Origin of the sequence: Rhizobium sp. Root149, assembly GCF_001427345.1 — a bacterium.
In the GTDB taxonomy this organism is placed as follows: Bacteria; Pseudomonadota; Alphaproteobacteria; order Rhizobiales; family Rhizobiaceae; genus Neorhizobium; species Neorhizobium rhizoryzae.
Map to the genome: position 1 here is coordinate 476,172 of NZ_LMGD01000001.1, position 22,652 is coordinate 498,823.

A 22,652-nucleotide genomic window follows, 5' to 3' on the forward strand; every position below is an offset into this window, starting at 1 on the left:
ACCGACGGATTTTCTAAAGTCCATCCGTTGAAGAGCCGATAACGAAACGGAGTTCGTATCGGCCATGGCAAATAATCCCGGCCTTTCAAAGGATCTCGAAGCGGCACTGACGCTCTGGCGTTTTGGCCTCGGCGCACAGGAAGGCAGCATTGCGGCGATCAAGGACGATCCGCGTGACCTGCTTTTGCAGGAGGTGACGGAGCAGGCCGTGCCGCACCCGGTAGGCGGCAGCCTGCGCTCGACGCAGGATCTGCTGGTCTCCCTCTACGACTTCCAGGCCGAAGTGAAGGCAGAGCGCGAGCGCCCTCTCCCGGCTGTTGCCGCCAATGCAGCCGCGACGGCGATGGCTGCCGGTGGTGCAAAGCCTGCCGAAATGGCGGGCGGCATGGATGCAGGCGGCATGGGTGGCGGAGGAATGGGCGGATCAATGGCTGGCCCTGCCCCGGGAACTGTCGCGACTGGAAATGGCGCCCCCGGAAACGGCAAGGCAAACAAGGCCGACCTACCGCCATCCAAGCGTCCCTATCTGCCACAGCAGATCCTTCTGGCGGAAGCGGATGCCCGCTTCAACGGCACCATCCATCAGCCCCTGATCGGGTTTGGCGAAAGGCTGGCCATGTTCTGGGCCAACCACTTTGCCATTGCGACCGGCAAGGGCGGCGAGGTTCATATTGCCGCTGGCGCCTTCGAGCGGGAGGCAATCCGTCCGCATATCTTCGGGCGTTTCGAAGACCTGTTGACCGCAGTCGAAACGCATCCTGCCATGCTGGTCTTTCTCGACAACCGGCAGTCGATCGGCCCGAATTCTCCCGCCAACAAGAACGGCAAGCGCGGCCTGAACGAGAACCTTGCCCGCGAGATCATGGAACTGCATACGCTGGGTGTTGGCACCGGCTATAGCCAGACTGATGTCACCTCCTTTGCGAAGATCATCACGGGCTGGGCCGTCTATCGCGATGAAAAGCGGCCGGGACCGCAGGGCGCGTTCACCTTCAACGCCAATGCCCATGAGCCGGGCGATCATACGGTGATGGGCATCACCTATCCAGAAGGTGGCATTGAGCAGGGTCGAGCTGTGCTGCGCGATCTTTCGCGCCATCCGGCAACCGCGCGGCATCTGGCGTTCAAGCTCGCCCGTCACTTCGTGGCGGATGACCCGCCACCCTCTCTCGTGAACAAGATGACCGCGGCCTATACCAAATCGCAAGGCAACCTATCTGCCGTCTACAAGGCGATGCTGAACGCAGACGAGGCATGGGATCCGCAACTGAAAAAGCTGCGCCCGCCGCTGCAATATGTCACGGCGCTTCTGCGCAGCACGGGCATCAAGCCCAAGCCACAGCAGATCCTCTCCACCCTGAAAGCACTGGGACAACCGCTCTGGGATCCGTCCGGACCGAATGGATTTTCGGACGTCACCGATGGCTGGGCTTCTTCGGAAGGGCTTGCCACGCGGATCGACGCAGCCAACCTGTTTGCCCATCAGGCTCCCGGTTCCGTCGATCCGCGCTCCTTTGCCGGTGATCGGTTCGGTCCGCTGCTGACGGCAGAGACGCTGCAGGCCGTATCTCGTGCCGAAACGCGGCCACAGGGCCTTTCCATCGCCTTCCTTTCCCCTGAATTCCAGAGGTGCTGACATGCTGTGCGAAAACCTCAATCCCACCCGTCGCGCAATCCTGGGCGCCTCCGGCGCGCTGTTTGCCTGGGCATTCATGCCGAAATTCGCGCATGCGGCCCAGGGTCGCGATCCACGCTTCGTGACCATCATCCTGCGCGGTGCACTGGATGGGCTGACGGCAGTTCCCCCGGTTGGCGATCCCGACTATGAGGGCCTGCGCCAGCAGATCGCCATGCACACGTCGGGAGACAAGGCAGCGCTGCCGCTGGATGGCTTCTTTGCGCTCCACCCCTCAATGCCGAATTTCCAGCGGATGTTTCAGGCCAGGCAGGCAGCCGTGGTGCATGCCAGTGCCACGGCCTATCGCGAGCGCTCTCACTTCGACGGGCAGGATGTACTGGAAAGCGGATATTCGACCCCCGGCCATGTGGAAACAGGCTGGCTGAACCGGTTGCTGGAAGGGTTGCCGCAGGGCGAACGCATTGCGCCCGGCCCTTCGGAGCGGGTGCGCGGCCTTTCGGTCGGCTCCACGGCGCCGCTTGTCATCCGCGGCAAGGCACCCGTGCTCGGCTGGGCGCCTTCCATTCTGCGGGCAGCAGACGGCGATCTGGCACCACGGCTGACCGACCTCTACGGCAAGACCGATCCGCTTTTGGCAAAACTGCTGCAGGAGGGTATCGAGACAGGGCGCATAGCCTCCGGCCTCGACGTCAAGGCCAAGGGCGGCGCGGGCGATCCTGACGGCATGGAACAGATGGCGCGCGGTGCTGCACGCCTGATTGCGCAGGAGGATGGTCCACGCGTTGCAGCGCTTGCCTTCGAGGGCTGGGACACCCATGCACAGGAAACCGAACGACTGGCCAAGCTTCTGCGCGGGCTGGACAATTCGCTTCTCGCGTTCCAGCAGGAACTGGGACCGGCCTGGAAAGATACGGCCATCGTTGTCGCCACCGAATTTGGACGCACCGCGCGCATCAACGGCACGGAAGGCACCGACCACGGCACCGGCACGGTCGCATTCCTGGCGGGCGGTGCAATTCGCGGCGGCCGCGTGATTACCGATTGGCCGGGCCTGAAGGAGAAACAGCTCTTCGAGGCCAGAGACCTGAACCCCACCACCGATCTACGCTCCGTCATCAAGGGTGTTGCGGTCGATCTTCTTGGAGCAAGCGCCGCGCATCTTGCCGATGCTGTCTTTCCCGGCAGCCAGGCGGTGGCTCCCATGAAGGGGCTGATTGCCTGAACCCTGCAGGCAGCCCCTTGCCCCGGACCGGTCGCAGCCTCCGCGACCGGTCCGTTTCTGCATAAGACGAACAGCATTTTCCGATCAAGGCTTGTATCTCTGGCTCAGGAGGCGTTTAAAGCGTGTCGCGATCTTTCAGATTCGCTCCTGACGCTTTAGATCTTTGCATTATCGCATGTCGTTATCGCAAAACCGCTGCACACTTTTGGCGACGACATGCTTTAGAAGGGCAATATTAGCACGTATCGGAATACGCCATGCCCCTGATCCCACGCCGAACCCGCTTTCTCCGTCGCTCCCGCGTGATGCGTGGATCCTGGGGCGTCTGGAAGCCACGGATCGTGTTCTGGCTTGGAGCGGTAGCCATCGGCGTTGTCAGCGTCGGCTTTGCCAAGGCGGCAGATTTGGCGCAGCACCTGTTTCATCACCTGCTCAACTCGCATACGTCCGGATACCTGATCCCGTTGCTGCTGACGCCGGTAGGCTTTGCACTCTGTGCCTGGCTCGCAATCCGCTTTTTTCCCAACTCGCAGGGCAGCGGCATTCCGCAGGCGATTGCCGCACGGCATCTGCATGACGAAAATGCCCGCACCTGGCTTCTTTCGCTGAAGGTGGCCGTGGGCAAGATCATCCTGACGGTCATCGGGCTCTTCTGCGGCGCATCTATCGGGCGCGAAGGCCCGACTGTCCAGGTCGGCGCCGCCCTCATGCTGGCCAGCGGTCGCATCGGCGGCATGGTGCAGGCGCGCGGGCTCATTCTGGCGGGTTCCGCGGCTGGCATCGCTGCCGCATTCAACACACCGCTTGCGGGGATCGTGTTCGCGATCGAGGAGATGAGCCGGACTTTCGAAAGCCGCTCGAACGGGCTTGTGCTCACGGCAGTCATCCTGTCGGGTCTTGCGGCGCTGGGTCTCGTCGGCAGCTATACCTATTTCGGGGAAACATCCGTGAGTGCGCAAACCGGCCGCGACTGGCTGCTGGTTCTGACCTGCGGCGTATGTGGCGGAGCACTGGGTGCCGCTTTCAGCGCCTCGGCGTTAAAGGCTGTCAGGCGCATCCGGCGCTGGGCGCATTCGCAACCCCTGAAGCGCATGGTGCTGCTCGCTGCAGCCTGCGGCCTTGCGGTGGCGATTGTCGGCGTGCTTTCGCACGGCGAGACCTTTGGAACCGGATATGAGGAATCGCAGCGGATCCTCGGCGGCGAAGCACCTTCGCCTCTGCTTTTCCTCGCCAAGCTTTCGACCACCTTTCTCTCCATGATCTCCGGCATCCCCGGCGGCATCTTCGCGCCTTCCCTGACGGTTGGCGTGAGCCTGGGCGGCACGCTTGCCTCGCTCATCGGCAGCAATATCGCGCTGGGTGCGATCCTGGGAATGGCCGGATATTTCGCAGGCGTTGTACAGGCGCCGATGACTGCCTTCGTGATCATCATCGAGATGACTGGCAACCACGAGGCCGTCATACCGATCATGGCTGCATCCATGCTTGGTTATATTACCTCGCGAATCATTTCACCCGAACCGCTCTATCACGGGCTTTCCCGGCCCTTCCTCGCGGAAGCCATTCGACGCTACAGGAACGACAGACGGGCAAACACATGAGCCGCATGGCACCGTCATGCCCGGCACTGCGGGCAATCCTGTGAGATAGCGGCTTACATATCATTTCAGTTATATGTCCGACGAGATTTTTTATTTGCGGCGATGGCAGGCGTCTATACGATAAGGTCGGAGGGTGACTGTGAGGGAGGAGTGTCGGGGGCAACCGGTGGATCGATCGGCCTATCCTGGACATATGACCGCACACCCCTGAAACCGTTTCGCTCTGGGAGGAGAATATGTTGCGCACATTTATGCTTGCGGGTGTTTCCGCGGTTGCCCTATCGATTTCAGCTTTTTCGGCATCGGCCGCTGATGTGGTGCTCAAGCTGCACCAGATGCTGCCGCCGCAGGCCACCATTCCAGCCAAGGTCCTTGCTCCCTGGGCAGAAAAGATCAAGGCCGATTCCGGCGGCAAGATCGAGGTTCAGCTCTATCCGGCGATGCAGCTGGGCGGCAAACCATCCGATCTCGTCGATCAGGCCAAGGATGGGGTCGTCGATCTGGTGTGGACACTCGTCGGCTATACGCCCGGTCGCTTCCCCAAATCGGAAGCCTTTGAGCTTCCCTTCATGGTCACGAGCGGTGAAGCCACCTCCGTTGCCTTCTACGACTTCTATGAAAAGCATCTGAAGAGCGAGTACAAGGACTATCACGTGCTTGCGGTCCATACCCACGGACCGGGCCTGATCCATACGATCGGCTCCAAACCAGTCAAGTCGCTGGCCGACATGAAGGGTCTGAAGCTTCGCGGCACGTCAAAGGTGGTGAACCAGATGCTGGAAGCCATGGGTGCTTCAGCGGTGGGCATGCCGGTAACGGCAGTACCGGAATCGCTGTCAAAGAGCGTGATCGATGGAACCGTCGTTCCTTGGGAAGTGACGCCCTCGATCAAGATCGCAGAGCTTGCGCCCAACCATACGCAGTTCTCCGGCAAGACCGGCCTTTACACGGCGGCGTTTCTCTTTGCGATGAACAAGGATAGCTACAACGCACTTTCGCCCGAACTGAAGAAAGTTATCGACGCCAATTCCGGCCGAGAATTGGCACGCAAGTTCGGTCAGGCCATGGACCAGGGCGACATTGCAGGCAAGGCCGTCGCAGACAAGGCTGGCAATACCACCATCACGCTCGACGAGGCGGAAACCGCTAAGTGGAAGGAACAGGGTGAAAAGGTCACCAAGAACTGGATCGCCGAGATGGACAAGAAGGGTCTCGACGGAAGCGGCCTTTACAAGGATGCCGTCGCCTTGATCCAGCAGAACACGAAATAATCCTCCCTCAACTGTCGGGCAGGACCATCGGTTGGTCCTGCCCGATTTTTTTTGGCCCGATCGACATCTGCGTTTTCTCAACTGCAGCATCGCCAGTCTATTTTATGTAACGTCCACTCGGGGGCTCATCATGCCAACCCATGAATCTCGCACCGGCTTTTCCCGTCTCGAGAAATACATCACTCAGTTATCAGTCGTTCTTGTCGGGTTCGGCGGGCTGTGTCTCGTTGCGGCGTGTGCCCTTACAGGCCTTTCCATCATCGGCGCACTGACCATTCGCCCCATACCGGGCGAAATCGAGGTTGTGGAACTGCTCTGCGGTCTTGCGGTGTTCGGCTTCCTGCCCTTCTGCCAGCTGAAGCGCGGCCATGTGGGCGTCGACCTGCTGATTGCCGCCTTTGGCCAGAAGGCCATGAACGTGACGCAGTTGATCGGCGACATCATCATTGCAGGTCTTTTCGCCCTGATCACCTGGCGTCACTGCATCGGCTTCCTTGACAAGCTGGAGAACGGTGAAACGACCCCGCTGCTTCTGTGGCCAATCTGGTGGGGCTACCTGGTCGCGCTGATCCTTCTGATCGCCAACGTTCTCGTCTGCCTCTTCATCATCCTCGCCGACCTGCGTGACATACGCAACAAGAAGGCAATCGTTGCGGCCATGGGAGCACACTGATGTCCGGCATTGAAATTGGTCTCTGGTCCTTTCCGGTTCTGATTATCCTCATCTTCCTGCGCGTGCCAATCGGCGCCGCCATGCTGGGCTGCGGCGTGGTGGGCACCTGGATGGTGCTTGGAAAATGGACACCCATCCTTTCGCAGCTGAAAGCCGTCATCTGGTCGACGAATGTCAACTACTCGCTGTCGATCATCCCGCTGTTCCTGCTCATGGGACAATTTGCAGCGCGCGGGGGAATGAGCCAGTCCCTGTTCAATGCGGCTGCCGCTTTTCTAGGCCACCGAAAGGGCGGCGTTGCCATGGCGGCTGTCGGCGCCTGCGCGGGATTCGGCTCCATCTGCGGCTCATCTCTGGCAACCGCCGCCACCATGGCACAGGTCGCCCTGCCGGAACTGCGACGCCACGGCTATTCAGGCGGACTTTCCACGGCGACGCTTGCCGCCGGCGGCACGCTGGGCATTCTCATTCCACCATCCGTGGTGCTGGTGATCTACGCCATCCTGGCGGAACAGAACATCGCCAAGCTCTTCCTTGCCGCTTTCGTACCCGGCATCATCGCCGCGCTTTCCTATCTGACGGTCATCGCCATCTATGTGCGGCTGAAGCCGGAAAGCGCCGGTCAGGCCCCTCGCCTGCCCTGGGCAGAACGCATTCCTGCCCTCATTGCCGTATGGCCGGTCGTGCTGATCTTCTTCCTCGTGGTGGGCGGCATCTATCTCGGCTGGTTTACGCCAACCCAGGCAGCTGCCGTGGGCGCGGCAGGAACGGGTCTGGTTGCCTGGAAGAACGGCGGGCTGCACCGCTCGTCCCTGATCGCCTGCTTCAAGGAAACGGCCGTCTCCACAGGCATGATCTTCTTCATCGTGCTGGGCGCAACCGTCTTCAACTCCTTCCTCGCCTTTTCACGCCTGCCGCAGGTTGGCGCGGAATGGGTGACTGCGCAGGGCTTTGCACCGATGACGGTGCTGATCATCATCCTGGTGCTCTACATCATCTTCGGCTGCATCATGGACAGCCTGTCTATGATCGTCCTGACGATCCCGATCTTCTTCCCGATCGTGACCGCCATGGACTTCGGCATGAGCCCGGAACACTTTGCCATCTGGTTCGGCATCCTGGTGCTGATGGTGGCAGAGATCGGCATGATCACCCCGCCGGTCGGATTGAACCTGTTCATCATCTCGGCCATGTCGCGTGAAGTGCCTATACGAGACACCTATCGCGGTATCGTTCCCTTCGTGTCGGCTGATGTCTTGCGAATCATCCTGCTGACAGCCTTTCCGATCATCTCGACTTTCCTCGTCTGACCGGATCGCCCGGATCCACCGAACCTCGACGAAGGGCCTGTTCACAGCAGGCCCTTTTGCTTTTGCAAGCTTTGCGATGGGTCACACGTTGGAAGCGCGAGAGCTTTCCACCGCGCGTTATAAGAAAAGGTTGTATTTCTCATAAATTAAATATCAGGGCGTGCAATTTTTAACTAGACACGCCCGGTCAGGAGTTCTAGTTTCCCCTTGCCAGCAAACAGGAGCTGGCAAATTAAAGCAAATAGATAAGTGATCGATACGTTTTCATGTCGGGCATCATATTGCGCCCAGGGAATGTATTCCAAGCATTTTTAGAATTATTACTTGCAATATCATTTGAAGCATCGACAGCAGATTTGGTTTTCTTTACGGTCCCCGCCGTAACAGAAGCAAGCAATTCAAGAACCGGTCTGTCCATTTTCGAGGAAGGATTGGCCTTCCTCGAAACCTTACGCTTGGCTGGCCGCAGCTACAGCGTTCAAACAGGCGAAGTCCCTGCTTCGCTTGTCGCCGACGTCTTCGCCAAGGAAGGCGTCGGCGGCTGACAATCGGACACTGCCGATTGGATCGCTGATAGCCCGCTGACGGGCCACACTGATGAGTTACCCTGCAGAGCCAACCTAGCGCGCCACACCGATGAGCCACCTTAGCGCGCCACCTTGGCGCGCCACCGAACTGCCGCGATGCAGACAGCCTCGCGAGCGCTGTCAGAGGTCTGGGCGATAGGCCTAGTTGGTGGCGTGTGCGAACTGCCTATCGGGACTTGCGGAGAATGCCTTTCAGGCCTCCCCCGATCAGGAGCGTTACATCATAGATGGAGGCGAGCGGCAGGCTGCGCCCCGAAACCACCAGATATCGCGGTTGCCAATCCGGATCGAATTTGGCCTTGAAGGTCTGGACGCCCTTGAAGTTGTAGAAGCGCTCTCCGGTCTCGTAGATGAAACGGCAGAGCTGGTGCCACAGAGGGGCGCACCTGTGGGTCGACAGGCCCGCAAGCGGCGCCATGCCCAGATTGAGGGTGCGGAAGCCGTCCGCCTTCAGATGCTCCATGATGCGTACGAAGAGCAGATCCATCAGACCGCGATGGGTGCCCGGAATGTGGCGCATCAGATCGATAAACGCATCCTGCTCTGCGGTGGCGGTTGGGATCGAGGCAAAGGCGACGATGCGTCCTTCCAGCCGGATCAGGGCAACAGGCGACCGGCAGACATAATCCTCCCGGAACGTACCGAGCGAGAAACCCTTTTCCGCAGCATTGTGGGCGGTCAGCCAGGCATCCGACACGCTGCGCAGTTCTGCCAGCACGTCTGGCACGCGCTCGGTGGCGAGGAATTCGAACGTCAGACCATCGCGTTCTGCGCGGTTGATGGACCGCCGGAGCTTCAGCCATTGCCCGCCTTTCAGATCGAAATGCTGAAGATCGACAATGGCCTGCTCGCCAAGCTTGTGCGCAGTCATCCCCGCTTCAATGGCAACCGGCAGGAACTGCGGCGATACCTGGTAGAAGACGGGACGGCATCGGGCCGCGCGCGCAACTGCCATGAAATCCTGAACGAGGCCCGCCCATTCCTCACGTGGCCCCACAGGATCGAACAGTGCAACCTGCGAGCGTCCCTGACGGGCATACATGATGAAGGCGCGCCCGCTTTCGGAGAACAGCACCTGCTTGTCGCCAAGCCGAACCAGTGCCGCCGTGGCGCTGCCGCTCTCCTGCAGAATGCGTTCTGCCTGATCGAGATCCTGCCGTACGGCCCTTGGCTGAAGCAGGCGAAAAGAACGCAGACCGCGCCGGCCAGCCCAGGCTCCGGCAAGGAGGGTGAAGGAAAAGGTCACGCCGGTTTCGGGATCGACATTCGATCCGGACCACATGGGCAGCATCATGAGGCTCTCATCCAGGAAAAGATAAACGAAAAGCCCCATGGTCAATGCCAGCGTCGCCAGGAAACCGACAACCGGACCGTGCCAGACATGACGCATACGCGTCGCCCACAGCACCTGCCAACCGGGCGCCGTGTGCCTATCGTCAGGACGGGGTGTGATCGCCAGATGATCAGCGGCCATGTGATCCACGAGAATTTTCCAACAGTTCTGAGACGCCAACAATGGATGCCCTGTATAGCGTGAAGCTTATCTCACGGCCGCGTGAAGGAAGGCATAAACGGTACGGTTTCAGAGAGGTGAAGAAAATCTCTTCTATTTGCGCGCAGACTTGACGAAAGCAAAGTTTGCCTGGATGTGGCATTCGACCTGAACTCAGGCCTCTTCCAGCGAGGCGAGCTTTTCCGATGTATTGCGCGTGCCGTTGACCGCATCGGCAATTGTGGTGGAGAACAGAACATCGCGGCTGGCATCGGCAACGCGCGCAAAGACATGCCGGATTTCACATTGCTTTTCGCCGTCGCAATCCTCGCAGCGCCGATAGGCCGTCAGCGAGAGGCAGGGCAAGGGCGCGATGGGCCCGTCGATCAGGCGGAGCACTTCGCCGAAGGTGATTTCACCGGCTGTGCGCTGCAGCAGGTATCCACCAAGCTTGCCGCGGCGGCTTTCCACGATGCCGCTGCGCTTCAGTTCCAGCAGGATCTGTTCGAGAAACTTCTTCGGGATGGCCTGCTGGACAGCGATTTCACTGATCAGCAGAGGACGCTGTCCATCCGCCTGGGCAAGGGCAGTCAGCGCGCGCAATGCGTATTTGGCCTTCTGGGAAATCATCAGCGACACTATGAATGGAGATGCCTGAACCGCAGCTGTACAGATCATGCTGAATATCTGGCCGAACTGTACTTTTGCGGGCGGCCTCCAGTAACGCAACCTGATGCAAAATACAAATGGCTTCATCAGGCGGCAGGAGATTGGGACCATTGCGCATTTCTGCGGCGGCAGGAGTGGATTTTTTCGTCTGCCCCCCGGCGGGAGACTGATTTGCTCTGGGCCGGTTGCGAACAGGAAGGGCATTGCTCGCAGGTCCCGCTGAAAGCCGCCATAATGATGGCTATCAGGATTGGACAGTTTTCATGGAACAGACAGATTTCTCCGGTCGGGCCGCCCAGCTGGATGCACAGTTGGCGGAACTTGATCTAACAGACCGGCTGGCGCTTGCAGCGCGGCTGGGCAATGCCGTTTTTACGACGAGCCTCGGCATCGAGGACCAGGTGATCACGGCTGCCATCGGTCTGGCGCGGTTGCCGATCAACGTTTCGACGCTGGAGACAGGCCGTCTTTTTGCCGAAACAGTGGCTCTGATTGCCGAAACGGAAGAGCGGTTCGATCTGTCCATCAAGCGCTACGTGCCGGAGCAGGACGATATCGATGCCTATGCGGCGCAGTATGGTCTGAACGGTTTCTACGAAAGCGTCGAGGCACGCCATGCCTGCTGTCATGTGCGCAAGCTGAAGCCCCTGGCCAAGGCTCTGGAAGGCGCCCAGATCTGGATCACCGGCCTTCGCCGTGGCCAGTCGGGCAATCGCGCAACCACGCCTTTCGCGGAGTATGACGCAGACCGCAACCTGCTAAAGATCAATCCGCTGGCCGACTGGTCTCTCGGCCAGATCAACGCCTATGTGGAGCGTGAAGCCGTGCCGGTGAACCCGCTGCATGCGCGCGGCTATCCTTCCATCGGCTGCGAGCCCTGTACCCGCGCCATCAAGCCCGGCGAGCCCGAGCGTGCCGGTCGCTGGTGGTGGGAGAACGACGAGAAGCGCGAATGCGGTCTTCACGTCCACGAAGCGGCCAGCGCCATTCCCCAGCCAGCCTGATTTTCCCGGACACACGATGACGGGCAGTCGGCAAGTCGCCGAACAGCCTATCGACCATTCAAAGACGCATAGCCGGACCAACCGGCAGGAAAGCCGAGACCACATGCACAAGCACACATCGGAATTCGACCCTCACCTGAAGGATCCCGTCACCAAGCCGCCGCTCGATCCGCATCTCAAGGCACTTGAAAACGAGGCCATCCATATCTTCCGCGAAGTGGCGGCCGAGTTCGAAAACCCGGTGATGCTTTACTCGATCGGCAAGGATTCGTCCGTTCTGCTGCACCTCGCCCGCAAGGCCTTCTACCCCGGTCGCGTGCCCTTCCCGCTGCTGCACATCGACACCGGCTGGAAGTTCCCGGAAATGATCGCCTTCCGCGACGAGATGGCGGAACGCTTCGATCTTGATCTGGTCGTCTACACCAATCCGCGCGGTCAGGAAGAGGGCATTGGTCCGTTCAGCCACGGCTCGGCCTACCATACGGACGTCATGAAGACAGAAGCGCTGCGGCAGGCGCTGGATGCCGGAAAGTATGATGCGGCCTTTGGCGGCGCACGCCGCGATGAGGAAGCCTCCCGTGCCAAGGAGCGCATCTATTCCTTCCGCACGCCGGACCATAAATGGGATCCGCGCAACCAGCGCCCGGAACTCTGGAACATTTATAACGGCAACATCCGTCGTGGCGAAAGCGTACGCGCCTTCCCGCTGTCCAACTGGACCGAAGTCGACATCTGGCGCTACATCCAGGCAGAAAACATTCCGCTGCCGCCACTTTACTACGCCAAGAACCGCAAGTTCGTGGAGCGTGACGGCATGCTGATGTGGGCAGAAGATCCGCGTTTCCAGCCGCTGCCGGGAGAGCAGATCCAGGAAGGCATGTTGCGCTTCCGCACGCTGGGCTGCTGGCCACTGACGGGTGGCATTCGCTCGACCGCGACGACGCTGGATGAAGTGATTGCCGAACTTGAAATCGCCACCGTCTCCGAACGCCAGGGCCGCGCCATCGACCGCGACCAGGCCGGATCGATGGAAAAGAAGAAGCGTGAAGGATATTTCTGAGATGACTGCTCCCGCCAATACAGCCGCTCTCGCCGAAGTTCAGGACCTGCCGGAAGCAGAAGCCGCGAAGGCAGTGAAGGACAGCCGTCCGCTTCGCCTCATCACCTGCGGTTCCGTGGATGATGGAAAATCCACGCTGATCGGCCGTCTGCTCTGGGATACCAAGGCGGTCAAGGAAGATCAGGCCGCCGCACTCTCGCGCGACAGCGGCAAGCAGAACGATCTCGGTCTGCCCGATTTCGCGTTGCTGCTGGATGGTCTCCAGGCGGAACGCGAACAGGGCATCACCATCGATGTTGCCTATCGCTATTTCTCGACCGATCGCCGGTCCTTCATCGTTGCCGATACGCCCGGCCACGAGCAATATACCCGCAACATGGCAACCGGCGCTTCCACGGCAGATCTGGCCGTTCTTCTGGTTGACGCGCGCGCCGGCCTTCTGGAACAGACGCGCCGCCATGCCACCATCGCCTCGCTGATGGGCATCAAACAGTTCGTGCTGGCCGTCAACAAGTTCGACCTCGTCTCCTACGACAAGTCCGTGTTCGACCGTATCTCGCACGAGTTCAAGGAACTGGCCCTGTCGCTGGGCGTTCGCCAGATCACGGCGATCCCGATGTCGGCGCTGAAGGGCGAGAACGTCGTCTATGGCGCGAGCACCATCATGCCTTGGTATGACGGTCCGACGCTCGTGCAGGCGCTGGAACTGGCGACAATCCGCACGGCAACGGCTGGCGGTTTCCGCCTGCCCGTCCAGCGCGTTTCTCGCCCCGGCGAAAGCTTCCGCGGCTATCAGGGCACGGTTGCCGGCGGTTCGATCAAGCCGGGCGATTCCGTCGCCATCCTGCCGTCGGGCATTGTGGCAAACGTGAAGCAGATCGTGACCTTCGACCTGGTACGCAATGCCGCCGTTGCTGGCGATGCGATCACGCTGGTTCTGGACCGTCAGGTGGATGTCTCGCGCGGCGACATGATCGTTTCGCTGGATGGCCAGCCGATGGCCGGCCTCGGCTTTGATGCACAGCTCGTTGCCCTGCAGCCGGGCGGCATAGAGCCCGGCAAGCGCTATTGGCTGAAGGCAGGCTCGCGCCGCCAACGTGTTGTCGTGCAGCCGGTATCCCAGCTGGAGCTGTCCAGCGGCAAGTGGAAGCCGCATGCGGAAACGCTGGCCATGAACGCCATCGGCAAAGTGCGCCTCAGCTTCGACGAGCTGGCAATTTTCGACACCTATGAGCAGAACCGCGCAACGGGCGCCTTCATCCTGATCGATCCGGATACCAACAACACGGTTGCGGGCGGCATGGTGACGGCAAAGCGGTCGGATCTCGGCGGCATTCACCGCGAAGGCGAGCGCGTTCTCCTGTCGCTGCCAGCCGATCTGGCTGAAGAGCTGATGGCGAGCGAGGCGTTTGCCGCACGCCGTGATGACGTGGATATCCGCCGTATCAGCGGGCAGCGTTCAAACGAGATTTTCGAAACGCTGGAATAACAGAAAGGAAGGCCGGTTTCGCTGAGAGACCGGCCTTTTTTTCTTTCATCCATGGACAGGATCATTCCGCTCAACCCAATCCGGTTGAGCGTGACATGCATTCGTCAGAGCGTCCGCGTCGTGCCCCGCTTCATCAGCCGGAAACCGAGATCGACCATGGTATCGCTTGGCATGGTGCCCACGACACCGCGGATCACCATATCGGCGGCGCGGTATCCCATGTCGAAGAGTGGAACCTTGATCGTGGTCAGCGGCGGCTCCATCATCGTTGCGAAATCGAGATCGTTATAGCCGCAGATGCCGAAATCATCCGGCACGCGTTTGCCGATACGCTGCGCTTCGAACAATACGCCCAGCGCAAGGTCGTCCATCTGGCAAAACACGGCGTCGAGATCCGGGTGGCGCTGCAGGGCGGTGCGCAGAAGTTCTGCCCCGATCTGGGCTCCGGTTGCAGGGCCGGAATGGCATACGAGGTCTTCGTCATAGAGACCCGCTTCCTGCATGACCTTGCTGTATCCCGCCAGACGCCGCCTGCCTCTTTCGTCTCCAATCGGGCCGAATATCGCGATCTTTCGATAGCCGCAATCCAGCAGATGGCGCGTTGCGGTGGCCGCCGCGCTTGCATGATCGATGGCAATGGACGTTCCACCCGTCTGGAGGTGAATATCGACCACCTGCACGACCGGACAGGCTGCGTTTTTCAGCAGCGTCCTGACCTGATCAACCCCTTCCAGCCCGGCCAGGATCATTCCGGCCGTGTTCTGCGACAGCAACAGCTTGACCTGACGGCTCTCCTCGTGAATGCAAAGATGGGTATTGGCGTATTGGACGCGAAAATTCGTTTCGCGAACACGCTCCTCGACCCCTTGCATGAACCGGACGAAAGCCGGGTTCGTGAGCGATGAGACCAACACGCCGAAGGTGGAATTATGCCGGCTGGCCAGCGCCCGCGCCGCCTGATCCGGCACGTAGCCCATATCCTCGATCAGCCCGAGGATCCGCCCCCGCAGCTGTTCAGATACTTTTTCAGGCTCCCGCAAAACCCGCGAGACGGTGATCGGGCTGACACCTGCGCGTGTTGCGACGTCCAGAAGGGTTGTCCGTTCGGATCTACCGCGTTTCACTCGTTCACCTGTATTGCATTCCAGACATGTGCCCGAAACATCCGACCGCCAAAGTATGACAATCTTGCTGATCTGCACCCCGGACACTGGCATCAGTGTTTGGACGCAGTGCACCATGGGCAGTCGGGTTTTCTCTGAAAGCCAGAGTATCCGTACCTTTTTATTCTCGCAAGTTTTTAGATAACGCTGAATTGAACATTGGTCCAAGGGCCCGGAAAGCCCTGAATTCCGGGCTGCTGCCATGGGCGTGGCAGAAATCGCACTTTCACAAGGATTTTTGTGGGCGGTGCGGGATCGCGCTTACGATGCTGATGAAAAATCTGCTAGTCCGCGCATGGTAAGGCGCGCGCGCAAGCGCTCGGGCTGCTGAATTTCATTGCGGAGCCCAGACCCACTGGGACGGCAATCTTTCGAAGGGTCAGGATATTATGAATTATCGCTTGGTTGCGTTGGCACTCGTTGCCGGCGTCGTTTCCGGATGCACCACGGTCGGTCCCGTGTCGAGCCCCATCGAGGCGCGCTGGGTCGGCAAATCGGCTGGCTCCTTCTTTGCCCGCTACGCACCGCCCTACAGCGATTCTTCGGAAGGTTCGCAGACCGTCTACAACTGGCGCGGCGGCTTCAACCGCATCAAGGACGAGAAGGGCCGCTCGATCAGCGTCAGCTGCAGCGCAACCATCCGCGCTGACTCCGAATACCGTATCCGCTCCATCACGATCACGTCCGATCGCCCAGGCGCCAAGGGCCCGAGCTACTGCACGGAACTGCTGACGGCCGAATGAGGCACACATCCGGCAGGCGGTCGACAGCCTGCCGGAATTTCTCCTGACTCGTGACCGGGGAGTGTTACGATCCTCGTTTCACTTCGGTCGGATTATGCTGGAACGTCATCAAATTCCGCTATGAATCGGATCAGCATCTGATTCGGAGGACAGGATGACCCTCATCACCGCATTCGCAGCACCCGGACATTTCTATCGCGGCAATATCCATACGCATTCCACACGCTCCGACGGCGTGCGCTCTCCCGAAGAGGTTTGCCGGGCCTATCGCGAGGGAGGCTATGATTTCCTGTGCCTCTCCGATCACTTCGTGCCTCACTTCGATTTCCCGATCGTCGATACCACGCCCTACCGCACGGAAACCTTCACCACGATCTTCGGTGCCGAAATCCATGCGCCTGCCAACAGCCATGGCGAAATTTGGCATCTGCTTGCCTGTGGACTGCCGCTCGATTTTCCGCCGCTTGGCGAGAACGAAGATGCGGTGAGCCTGGCGCGCCGCGCCGTGGAGGCCGGAGCGTTTCTTGGTATTGCCCATCCGCAATGGTCCGGTCTGTCGATCGAGGATGGACGCTCGATGGCAAATATCGCCCACAGCGTCGAGATCTGGAACACAGGCTGCGCGCGCGAATGCGACCGTGGCGACGGTACTGCACTTCTGGATGCGCTTCTCAGCGAAGGTTACCGGCTCTCCGGCTATGCCGCCGATGACGCGCATTTCAAGATTAAAGACTGGATGGGCGGCTGGATGATGGTGAAGGCCGAAGCCAACACACCGCAAACCCTTCTGGCCGCCATGAAGCGCGGCGACTACTACTCCTCGCGCGGTCCGGCGCTTCATTTCGTCGCCGTTGAGGGAGACGAAGTCGTCGTCGAATGTTCGGCGGTGCGCGGAATTTCGGTAGTCGGTCGCGGTTCGCGCGCCGAATATCTGGAGCAATCCGAGGCAGGGCCGCTGACGCAAGGGCGCCTTTCGTTGAAGCGCTTTGCGGGCGACTGGTGCCGCGTTGTGGTGATGGACGAGCATGATCGTCAGGCCTGGACCAATCCCATCTGGCTGGATTGATCATCCACAGGCTTCGTCCACCCGCCGCGCAAATCAGGTCGTGCAATCTTGCCTGCGTTCACGTTATGTTCGATTATGGCGACATGACGATAAACATCGACACCCTTGGCAAGGCCTCCCGGCATCGGATGGTGCTGCACATGACCTGCCGTCATTGCGGCCACAAGGGCCAGATCAAGGCGCGCGACCTTGCGCGTACACACGGGTTTGGCACCGACCCACGAACGCTGTCCTTTCGCTGCTCCCGCTGCGACATGCGCAACTGCATCGTGAGGGTGATGGAAGAGATCCGGCGCTAGAGCGGAGTGCAGAAAACAGCAATACAACCGTATTTTTACCGTCTGGTTGCAACTGCGCCATTAACGATTTGAGAACCATATTGGCGCCGCACGCTCCCGCGTTCTGCAGTGACGTTTTCCGCGACATTGGTGGTTCAAATGGTAAGTATTCTGACGAATTCCAGCGCAATTGCTGCTCTGCAGACACTGCGTTCCCTGACGTCCCACCTCGACGACACACAGCAGAACATCAGTTCCGGCCTGCGCATTGGGGAAGCCTCGGATAACGCCGCCTACTGGTCGATTGCAACCACCATGCGCTCTGACAACAAGTCGCTGTCTGCCGTGCACGATGCGCTGGGCCTGAGTGCCGCGATCATCGATACGGCCTATGCCGGTCTGAACTCGGTGATCGATATTCTGGGCGAGTTTTCGGCCAAGCTCGTTGCGTCCAAGCAGGATGGGGTCGACAAGGGCAAGGTTCAAAAGGAGCTGGACCAGCTGAAACAAGCCGTGACCGGCATTGCCAATTCCGCCAGTTTCAATGGTCAGAACTGGCTGAAGACCGATCTTTCGGATATTTTCGACCCGGACGTGACACGTACCAGCCTAGTCGCATCGACCACGCGCAATGGCGCGGGCGATTTTGCAACCCAGATGCTGGATTTCTCACTGGCGGATGTTTCGCTGTTCAACTCCACAGGCGGCGGCCTGCTTCAGCGTGACCCGCGTGATGTCAACACAATTGGCGGCATTCGGGGTTTCAGTCTTTCCCCTTCCTCCGATGCGACACCCTATATACAGGAAAGCGGAGAAGACGGCTGGATGAGGCCGGCCTATGCCAATCCAACAGGGGCGATGGTTGAGTTCTCCTTCCCTGAAGGCAGCAGCCTTGATTTCAATGCGCCGGGCGCTGAGATAAAGTTCGATCTTATTCTCGATAAAGAAGCGAGCAATCCTTGGAATGAGACCGGCCCCGAAGGATCGCTTCAGGAACTGCCCGGTCCCTACTTCGATGGCTTCAAGCAACTGGGAGTTACAATCACCAAAGCTGATGTGGATGCTTATGACCCTTCATTGGGTGGCATCGTGACGACGAACGATAAATTTGCGGAGATACTCGACAGGAAACTCGAGCCGCTTGGGGCATCTGCTTACGGGGACTATGATCGCGGGATACCGCCAGACTATTTGCGGACGGAGCATAATCCTATCCTGATGACGATTGCCTCCAAGGAGGAACATGGCACCGGCTCCTATGTCGAGATCGCCAACCTCACAGCCACAAATATCGGGACCGGCGGTCTGGTTGAAAAATACCGATACGGCCAGCGCGGGTCCGGCACAGTTCTCGGTTTCGAAAGCTTCCAGCTGGGCAAGGTCGGGGATACGGAAGAAGGCGTGCGCGTCGACTTCAAGTTCTCGATCAATGGTCAGCCTGCAACATCGCACAGCTTCGATCGCGCCTATGTCAACACACTCCTGAACCGCGACGACGGCCGGGTGGAGACCGCCGGTGACATGGTGACGCTGCTGAAATCACTTCTCGATGCCGATTGGAAACTCGTCATTGAGGCGGCCTCGCCCAGCCAGATCATCATCAAATCCGATCCCAATTTCGACCGCGAAACGGGCTACGGATCATCGCTGGCATTCTCGAACATCCGGGTGAATATCGAGCCGATCCCCTCGCTGAACTTCCTGAGCATTGATGTCGCTGAGCATCCGGAAAGCGTGGACGCCTATATCACCTACATGAATACGGCAACGCAACGCATCATCGACGGCACGTCCAGCCTTGGCGCGTTGAGAAGCCGTGTTGATCGGCAAACGGATTTCGTTCAATCGCTGATGGATGCCAACACGTCCGGCATCGGAACATTGGTCGATGCCGACATGAACCATGAATCGACTCGCTTGAAGGCACTGCAGGTTCAACAGCAATTGGGCATTCAGGCTCTGCAGATTGCCAATTCGCAGCAGCAATCCATCCTTCAGCTCTTCAACTGATACCGCAAGATCCTGCGTCAGTTGCCTATGTGACTGCCCAGGATCATCGCCACCAGATGAACCGTGTTGCGGGCGCCGAGACGTTCCTTCAGGCGCTCGAGACGATGTTCGACCGTGCGGTGGGATAAGCCCAGTTGCAAGCCGATTTCCTTCGCGGTGCGCCCTTCCACCAGAAGCTGGATGATGGATTCCTCATCCAGATCAAAGGCGCCGAAATTCTGCGGCTGCGCCAGCATGAAGCGGCCATAGCTGGAGGAAATGATCCATTCGGGGGCCTGCCTGTTTCGCTGGGGAATGAGAACCCGATCGTAGCCGATGTTGATGCCGAACAGCTTCGTCTTGACCAGTTCGATGACTGGCTGCTGCGTTTGTGCAACTTGCTTCAACCGGGGGATGACGGACTGCGCCATGTAGTTCCGGTCCTTGAAATCCCGCAGCTTTTGCTCGCGAAACGCGTGGTTGATATCCAGAAGGCTGGAGGTGAAGCCGGAATGCCTGACCGGGATCAGGTGCCAGTCCCAAGGGTCTGGGCTGCCGATACGGATGACCGTGAGGCGCATCTTGATCGATAGCATTTCAAGGACATGCCGATAGATGTAATCTGGCTCCAACGGATTATCTGCGTCGGTGGTTATCCAGGAATCCAGCATCTTCTGGGTTACTGATACAAACGGGGTATGCTTCGGCAAGACACTTCACAACTTTGAGTAATTCCTAAATCCCTAATCTAATAGATACTTAACATTTCCAAACTGATTTTAGCGTTCGGCGACGTTATCCCCAGTGAACAACAGGCAAACTGGATTTTTGATCCGCCGCCGTTGTTCGCTGAGGGACTATGTTGCCGTCATTTCGCAGCACATCATTCCGTGGTTACGAGCCCACCGAAGGCTGACTGCCCAATCGAGCCTGATCATTACCCATAGTTGAAGAGTTCCGCCGGGTTCCAGACGGCGAGGACACCAACGATGCTGAAGACAACAGACAGCGCCACCAGCACGAGGATTGCTCCAAAGACGATCTTTCTCAGCATGACTTTTCTCACCGAATTGGGCGCAGCAGGCGCAGGGCATTCATGGTGACCAGCACGGTTGCTCCCGTATCGGCGAGAATCGCAGGCCACAGACCGGTGATACCGATGATCGTGGTGACAAGGAAGACCGCCTTCAGCCCTAGCGCAATCGTGATGTTCTGGACGATGTTCTTCATCGTGCGCCGGGACAGGTCGATCATCAGGGCAATGTCGCCCACGCGCCCGTGAAGCACGGCGGCGTCGGCGGTTTCCAGCGCCACGTCCGTAGCCCCGCCCATGGCAATGCCGATATCGGCAGCGGCAAGCGCCGGTGCATCATTGATGCCATCACCGATCTTGGCCGTGATGAACCCTTGCGATTGCAGTTCCCGTACGATCCGCTGCTTGTCTTCCGGCATCAGTTCGGCATGCACCTCAATGCCGAGCCTCGCGGCGATGGCGGTTGCGGTTCGCCGGTTGTCGCCGGTCAGCATGACGGTCTTGATGCCCGCCTTTTTGAGGCGCTCCAGCCCCTCAACAGCATCGGCACGCGGTTCATCCCGCATGGCAATCGCCCCAGCCAGGAGATTTCCCACCAGAAGCACCGAGACCGTCTTGCCGTCATCGTTCAGCGCAGCAATCGCTCTTGAATGCGCCAGAGGCAGGTTCACGCGCTCGGCGGCGGATCTGGGGGAGCCGAGGAAGACCTCAACCCCGTCGATGAGGGCGCTCACGCCCCTGCCGCCCAGTGCGCGAAGTTCGGTGGCGGAGGGGATTTCCACCGCATCGTCCTTTGCCCTTTCGAGAATGGCCAGAGCCAGCGGATGGCTCGATCCCACCTCCAGTGCCGCCGAAAGCGCCAGCACCTCATAGCCGGTCTTGCCGAAGGGCAGGATATCCGTGACGACCGGCTTTCCCTGCGTCAGCGTTCCGGTCTTGTCGAAAGCGATGGCCGTCAACGTGCCGAGGCCTTCCAGAACAGCGCCACCCTTCATCAGCAGGCCACGGCGCGCACCGGATGACAGGGCTGCAGCAATGGCGGCGGGTGTGGAGATGACCAGCGCGCAAGGGCAGCCAATCAGCAGGATTGCCAGCCCCTTGTATATCCATTCGTTCCACCCTGCGCCCGCGAGGAGCGGCGGGATGACTGCGACCAGAGCCGCCACCAGCACGACAGCCGGGGTATAATATCGGGAGAAGCGGTCGATAAAGCGCTCTGTCGGCGCCTTCGATTCCTGCGCCTCCTCGACCAGACGAACCACACGCGCAATCGTATTGTCTTCGGCCTGCGCCGTCACGCGGATGCGCAGCGCTGCATCCCCATTGATGGTGCCCGCAAACACCGGATCTCCCACCGCCTTGCGCACAGGAACGCTCTCACCTGTCACAGGCGCTTCGTCGATCGTAGCATCGCCGGACAGAATGACGCCGTCCGCCGAAATCCGATCACCCGGACGCACGAGGATGACAGAGCCGACGGCAAGAGAATTGGCGGCAACCTCGCGCGTCTTGCCACCCTCTTCCAGAAGCGCTGTCTTGGGCACCAGCGCGCTCAGCGAACGGATGCTTTCGCGTGCCCTGCCCGCTGCCACGCCTTCCAGCAGTTCACCAACAAGGAAGAGAAACACCACGGCGGCGGCCTCTTCCGTCGCATCAATGAAGAGCGCGCCAAGGGCCGCGATCGTCATCAGCATTTCGATCGAAAAAGGCGTTCCGGCGAGTGCCGCCATCACGGCACGGCGGCCGATTGGCAAGAGACCAACCAGCAGTGCCGCGATAAAGGCATAGGTTTCGATGGCAGGAACGAGATGGCCGAGCGCATAGGCGGCAGCAAGCGCCACGCCGGAGACGATGGTGAGCCTGCCCTTTCGGCTCTTCCACCAAGGGCCTTCCGCAGGCCCGTGATCATGGCCGTGCAGACCCTCACTGACCGCCACACCTTTTTCGCCATGGTCCTGATCGCCATGGACATGACCTTGGTCATGTTCGTGATGGTGCCCATGGTCGTGACTGGAGTGATGTTCATGATTGCAGTCAGGACCATGCCGATGCGCGGGGGTAGCCGTGCTCGCCTCCTGCGCGGCTTTCAGCTCGCGCGCGGGATAGCCAAGGCCGGAGAGTTTCTGGCCAATGGCATTGAGATCTGTCGTCCCATCGTGGAGGACGGTCATCGTGCCGGTGGTGACGGAGACCGAGACATCGGCAATGCCCGGCATGCGCCGCACCGCCGTGTCTATCTTGTTTGCACAGGATGCGCAGTCCATCCCATCAACCCTGAATCTCGTCTTCACCGCATTATCCATGACTGTTTTCCTTTCGATGGAGACAGTCTGCGACCTCTAGCCACTAGAGGTGCAAGCGAA

General features: G+C 59.7%; 19 protein-coding genes. 13 read left to right on the forward strand and 6 right to left on the reverse strand.

Annotated features, from left to right (window positions below; genetic code table 11):
* Positions 1-64 precede the first annotated feature (64 nt).
* The 7 genes from ASD54_RS02305 to ASD54_RS02335 all read left to right on the forward strand — a co-directional run bounded on the left by ASD54_RS02305 (position 65) and on the right by ASD54_RS02335 (position 8,261).
* Complete coding sequence (locus ASD54_RS02305; protein ID WP_062552967.1) at positions 65-1,636, forward strand: DUF1800 family protein; 1,572 nt, start codon at positions 65-67, stop codon at positions 1,634-1,636.
* A 1-nt stretch (position 1,637) separates the two neighbouring features.
* On the forward strand, positions 1,638-2,861 hold the full coding sequence (locus ASD54_RS02310) for a DUF1501 domain-containing protein (RefSeq protein ID WP_062552968.1): 1,224 nt from the start codon (positions 1,638-1,640) through the stop codon (positions 2,859-2,861).
* 257 nt (positions 2,862-3,118) lie between these two features.
* On the forward strand, positions 3,119-4,462 hold the full coding sequence (locus ASD54_RS02315) for a chloride channel protein (protein ID WP_062552969.1): 1,344 nt from the start codon (positions 3,119-3,121) through the stop codon (positions 4,460-4,462).
* A gap of 236 nt (positions 4,463-4,698) precedes the next feature.
* Positions 4,699-5,733: a TRAP transporter substrate-binding protein gene (locus ASD54_RS02320; RefSeq protein ID WP_062552970.1), complete on the forward strand. Its 1,035-nt coding sequence runs from the start codon at positions 4,699-4,701 to the stop codon at positions 5,731-5,733.
* 130 nt (positions 5,734-5,863) lie between these two features.
* The gene (locus ASD54_RS02325) at positions 5,864-6,406 is read left to right on the forward strand and encodes a TRAP transporter small permease (RefSeq protein ID WP_062553240.1); all 543 of its coding nucleotides are present in this window, start codon (positions 5,864-5,866) and stop codon (positions 6,404-6,406) included.
* On the forward strand, positions 6,406-7,716 hold the full coding sequence (locus ASD54_RS02330) for a TRAP transporter large permease (RefSeq protein ID WP_062552971.1): 1,311 nt from the start codon (positions 6,406-6,408) through the stop codon (positions 7,714-7,716). Before ASD54_RS02325 ends, ASD54_RS02330 begins: the two co-directional genes overlap by 1 nt.
* 266 nt (positions 7,717-7,982) lie before the next feature.
* On the forward strand, positions 7,983-8,261 hold the full coding sequence (locus tag ASD54_RS02335) for a hypothetical protein (protein WP_156379023.1): 279 nt from the start codon (positions 7,983-7,985) through the stop codon (positions 8,259-8,261).
* A gap of 208 nt (positions 8,262-8,469) precedes the next feature.
* On the opposite strand, the gene ASD54_RS02340 is transcribed toward ASD54_RS02335, so the two are convergent.
* Together ASD54_RS02340 and ASD54_RS02345 are read right to left on the reverse strand one after the other, a co-directional pair.
* Positions 8,470-9,777, reverse strand: a complete 1,308-nt coding sequence (locus ASD54_RS02340; protein WP_062552973.1) for a phosphatidylglycerol lysyltransferase domain-containing protein — start codon at positions 9,775-9,777, stop codon at positions 8,470-8,472.
* 192 nt (positions 9,778-9,969) lie between these two features.
* Positions 9,970-10,425 carry an Rrf2 family transcriptional regulator gene (locus ASD54_RS02345; RefSeq protein WP_062553241.1) on the reverse strand — a complete coding sequence of 152 codons (456 nt, stop codon included), beginning with the start codon at positions 10,423-10,425 and terminating at the stop codon, positions 9,970-9,972.
* A 302-nt stretch (positions 10,426-10,727) separates the two neighbouring features.
* Between ASD54_RS02345 and ASD54_RS02350 the strand changes: the two genes are divergently transcribed.
* From ASD54_RS02350 to cysN, 3 genes are all read left to right on the forward strand, one after another.
* Positions 10,728-11,468, forward strand: a complete 741-nt coding sequence (locus ASD54_RS02350) for a phosphoadenylyl-sulfate reductase (protein WP_062553242.1) — start codon at positions 10,728-10,730, stop codon at positions 11,466-11,468.
* A gap of 103 nt (positions 11,469-11,571) precedes the next feature.
* Entirely contained in the window at positions 11,572-12,528 is a 957-nt protein-coding gene (gene cysD / locus ASD54_RS02355; RefSeq protein ID WP_062552974.1) for a sulfate adenylyltransferase subunit CysD, read from the forward strand.
* A 1-nt stretch (position 12,529) separates the two neighbouring features.
* Complete coding sequence (cysN, locus tag ASD54_RS02360) at positions 12,530-14,017, forward strand: sulfate adenylyltransferase subunit CysN (RefSeq protein ID WP_062552975.1); 1,488 nt, start codon at positions 12,530-12,532, stop codon at positions 14,015-14,017.
* Positions 14,018-14,121: 104 nt separating this feature from the next.
* Here cysN and ASD54_RS02365 read toward each other — a convergent pair whose 3' ends face one another.
* Complete coding sequence (locus ASD54_RS02365; RefSeq protein WP_062553243.1) at positions 14,122-15,141, reverse strand: LacI family DNA-binding transcriptional regulator; 1,020 nt, start codon at positions 15,139-15,141, stop codon at positions 14,122-14,124.
* A 428-nt stretch (positions 15,142-15,569) separates the two neighbouring features.
* Between ASD54_RS02365 and ASD54_RS02370 the strand changes: the two genes are divergently transcribed.
* Positions 15,570-15,923: a hypothetical protein gene (locus ASD54_RS02370; protein ID WP_062552976.1), complete on the forward strand. Its 354-nt coding sequence runs from the start codon at positions 15,570-15,572 to the stop codon at positions 15,921-15,923.
* 154 nt (positions 15,924-16,077) lie between these two features.
* Entirely contained in the window at positions 16,078-16,989 is a 912-nt protein-coding gene (locus ASD54_RS02375; RefSeq protein WP_062552977.1) for a CehA/McbA family metallohydrolase, read from the forward strand.
* On the opposite strand, the gene ASD54_RS26385 is transcribed toward ASD54_RS02375, so the two are convergent.
* A complete protein-coding gene (locus tag ASD54_RS26385) occupies positions 16,956-17,192 on the reverse strand; it encodes a hypothetical protein (protein ID WP_156379024.1) in 237 nt (78 codons plus the stop codon). The two genes, ASD54_RS02375 and ASD54_RS26385, sit on opposite strands and share 34 nt — an antisense overlap.
* Positions 17,193-17,426: 234 nt before the next feature.
* Here ASD54_RS26385 and ASD54_RS27130 point away from each other — a divergent pair, with 234 nt between their 5' ends.
* Positions 17,427-19,277, forward strand: coding sequence for a flagellin (locus ASD54_RS27130; protein ID WP_244484633.1), 1,851 nt, complete (start codon positions 17,427-17,429; stop codon positions 19,275-19,277).
* 17 nt (positions 19,278-19,294) lie between these two features.
* Here the strand turns inward: ASD54_RS27130 and ASD54_RS02390 are convergent, their stop codons facing one another.
* Together ASD54_RS02390 and ASD54_RS02395 are read right to left on the reverse strand one after the other, a co-directional pair.
* Positions 19,295-19,966 carry a helix-turn-helix transcriptional regulator gene (locus ASD54_RS02390; protein ID WP_062552980.1) on the reverse strand — a complete coding sequence of 224 codons (672 nt, stop codon included), beginning with the start codon at positions 19,964-19,966 and terminating at the stop codon, positions 19,295-19,297.
* 352 nt (positions 19,967-20,318) lie between these two features.
* Complete coding sequence (locus ASD54_RS02395) at positions 20,319-22,592, reverse strand: heavy metal translocating P-type ATPase (RefSeq protein WP_062552981.1); 2,274 nt, start codon at positions 22,590-22,592, stop codon at positions 20,319-20,321.
* Positions 22,593-22,652 lie beyond the last annotated feature (60 nt).

Excerpts from the sequence above, each read along its gene's own strand:
- ASD54_RS02305 (WP_062552967.1), top strand. The coding sequence starts at position 65 with ATGGCAAATAATCCCGGCCTTTCAAAGGATCTCGAAGCGGCACTGACG.
- ASD54_RS02310 (WP_062552968.1), top strand. The coding sequence starts at position 1,638 with ATGCTGTGCGAAAACCTCAATCCCACCCGTCGCGCAATCCTGGGCGCC.
- ASD54_RS02315 (WP_062552969.1), top strand. The coding sequence starts at position 3,119 with ATGCCCCTGATCCCACGCCGAACCCGCTTTCTCCGTCGCTCCCGCGTG.
- ASD54_RS02320 (WP_062552970.1), top strand. The coding sequence starts at position 4,699 with ATGTTGCGCACATTTATGCTTGCGGGTGTTTCCGCGGTTGCCCTATCG.
- ASD54_RS02325 (WP_062553240.1), top strand. The coding sequence starts at position 5,864 with ATGCCAACCCATGAATCTCGCACCGGCTTTTCCCGTCTCGAGAAATAC.
- ASD54_RS02330 (WP_062552971.1), top strand. The coding sequence starts at position 6,406 with ATGTCCGGCATTGAAATTGGTCTCTGGTCCTTTCCGGTTCTGATTATC.
- ASD54_RS02335 (WP_156379023.1), top strand. The coding sequence starts at position 7,983 with ATGTCGGGCATCATATTGCGCCCAGGGAATGTATTCCAAGCATTTTTA.
- ASD54_RS02340 (WP_062552973.1), bottom strand. The coding sequence starts at position 9,777 with ATGGCCGCTGATCATCTGGCGATCACACCCCGTCCTGACGATAGGCAC.
- ASD54_RS02345 (WP_062553241.1), bottom strand. The coding sequence starts at position 10,425 with ATGATTTCCCAGAAGGCCAAATACGCATTGCGCGCGCTGACTGCCCTT.
- ASD54_RS02350 (WP_062553242.1), top strand. The coding sequence starts at position 10,728 with ATGGAACAGACAGATTTCTCCGGTCGGGCCGCCCAGCTGGATGCACAG.
- cysD (WP_062552974.1), top strand. The coding sequence starts at position 11,572 with ATGCACAAGCACACATCGGAATTCGACCCTCACCTGAAGGATCCCGTC.
- cysN (WP_062552975.1), top strand. The coding sequence starts at position 12,530 with ATGACTGCTCCCGCCAATACAGCCGCTCTCGCCGAAGTTCAGGACCTG.
- ASD54_RS02370 (WP_062552976.1), top strand. The coding sequence starts at position 15,570 with ATGAATTATCGCTTGGTTGCGTTGGCACTCGTTGCCGGCGTCGTTTCC.
- ASD54_RS02375 (WP_062552977.1), top strand. The coding sequence starts at position 16,078 with ATGACCCTCATCACCGCATTCGCAGCACCCGGACATTTCTATCGCGGC.
- ASD54_RS27130 (WP_244484633.1), top strand. The coding sequence starts at position 17,427 with ATGGTAAGTATTCTGACGAATTCCAGCGCAATTGCTGCTCTGCAGACA.
- ASD54_RS02395 (WP_062552981.1), bottom strand. The coding sequence starts at position 22,592 with ATGGATAATGCGGTGAAGACGAGATTCAGGGTTGATGGGATGGACTGC.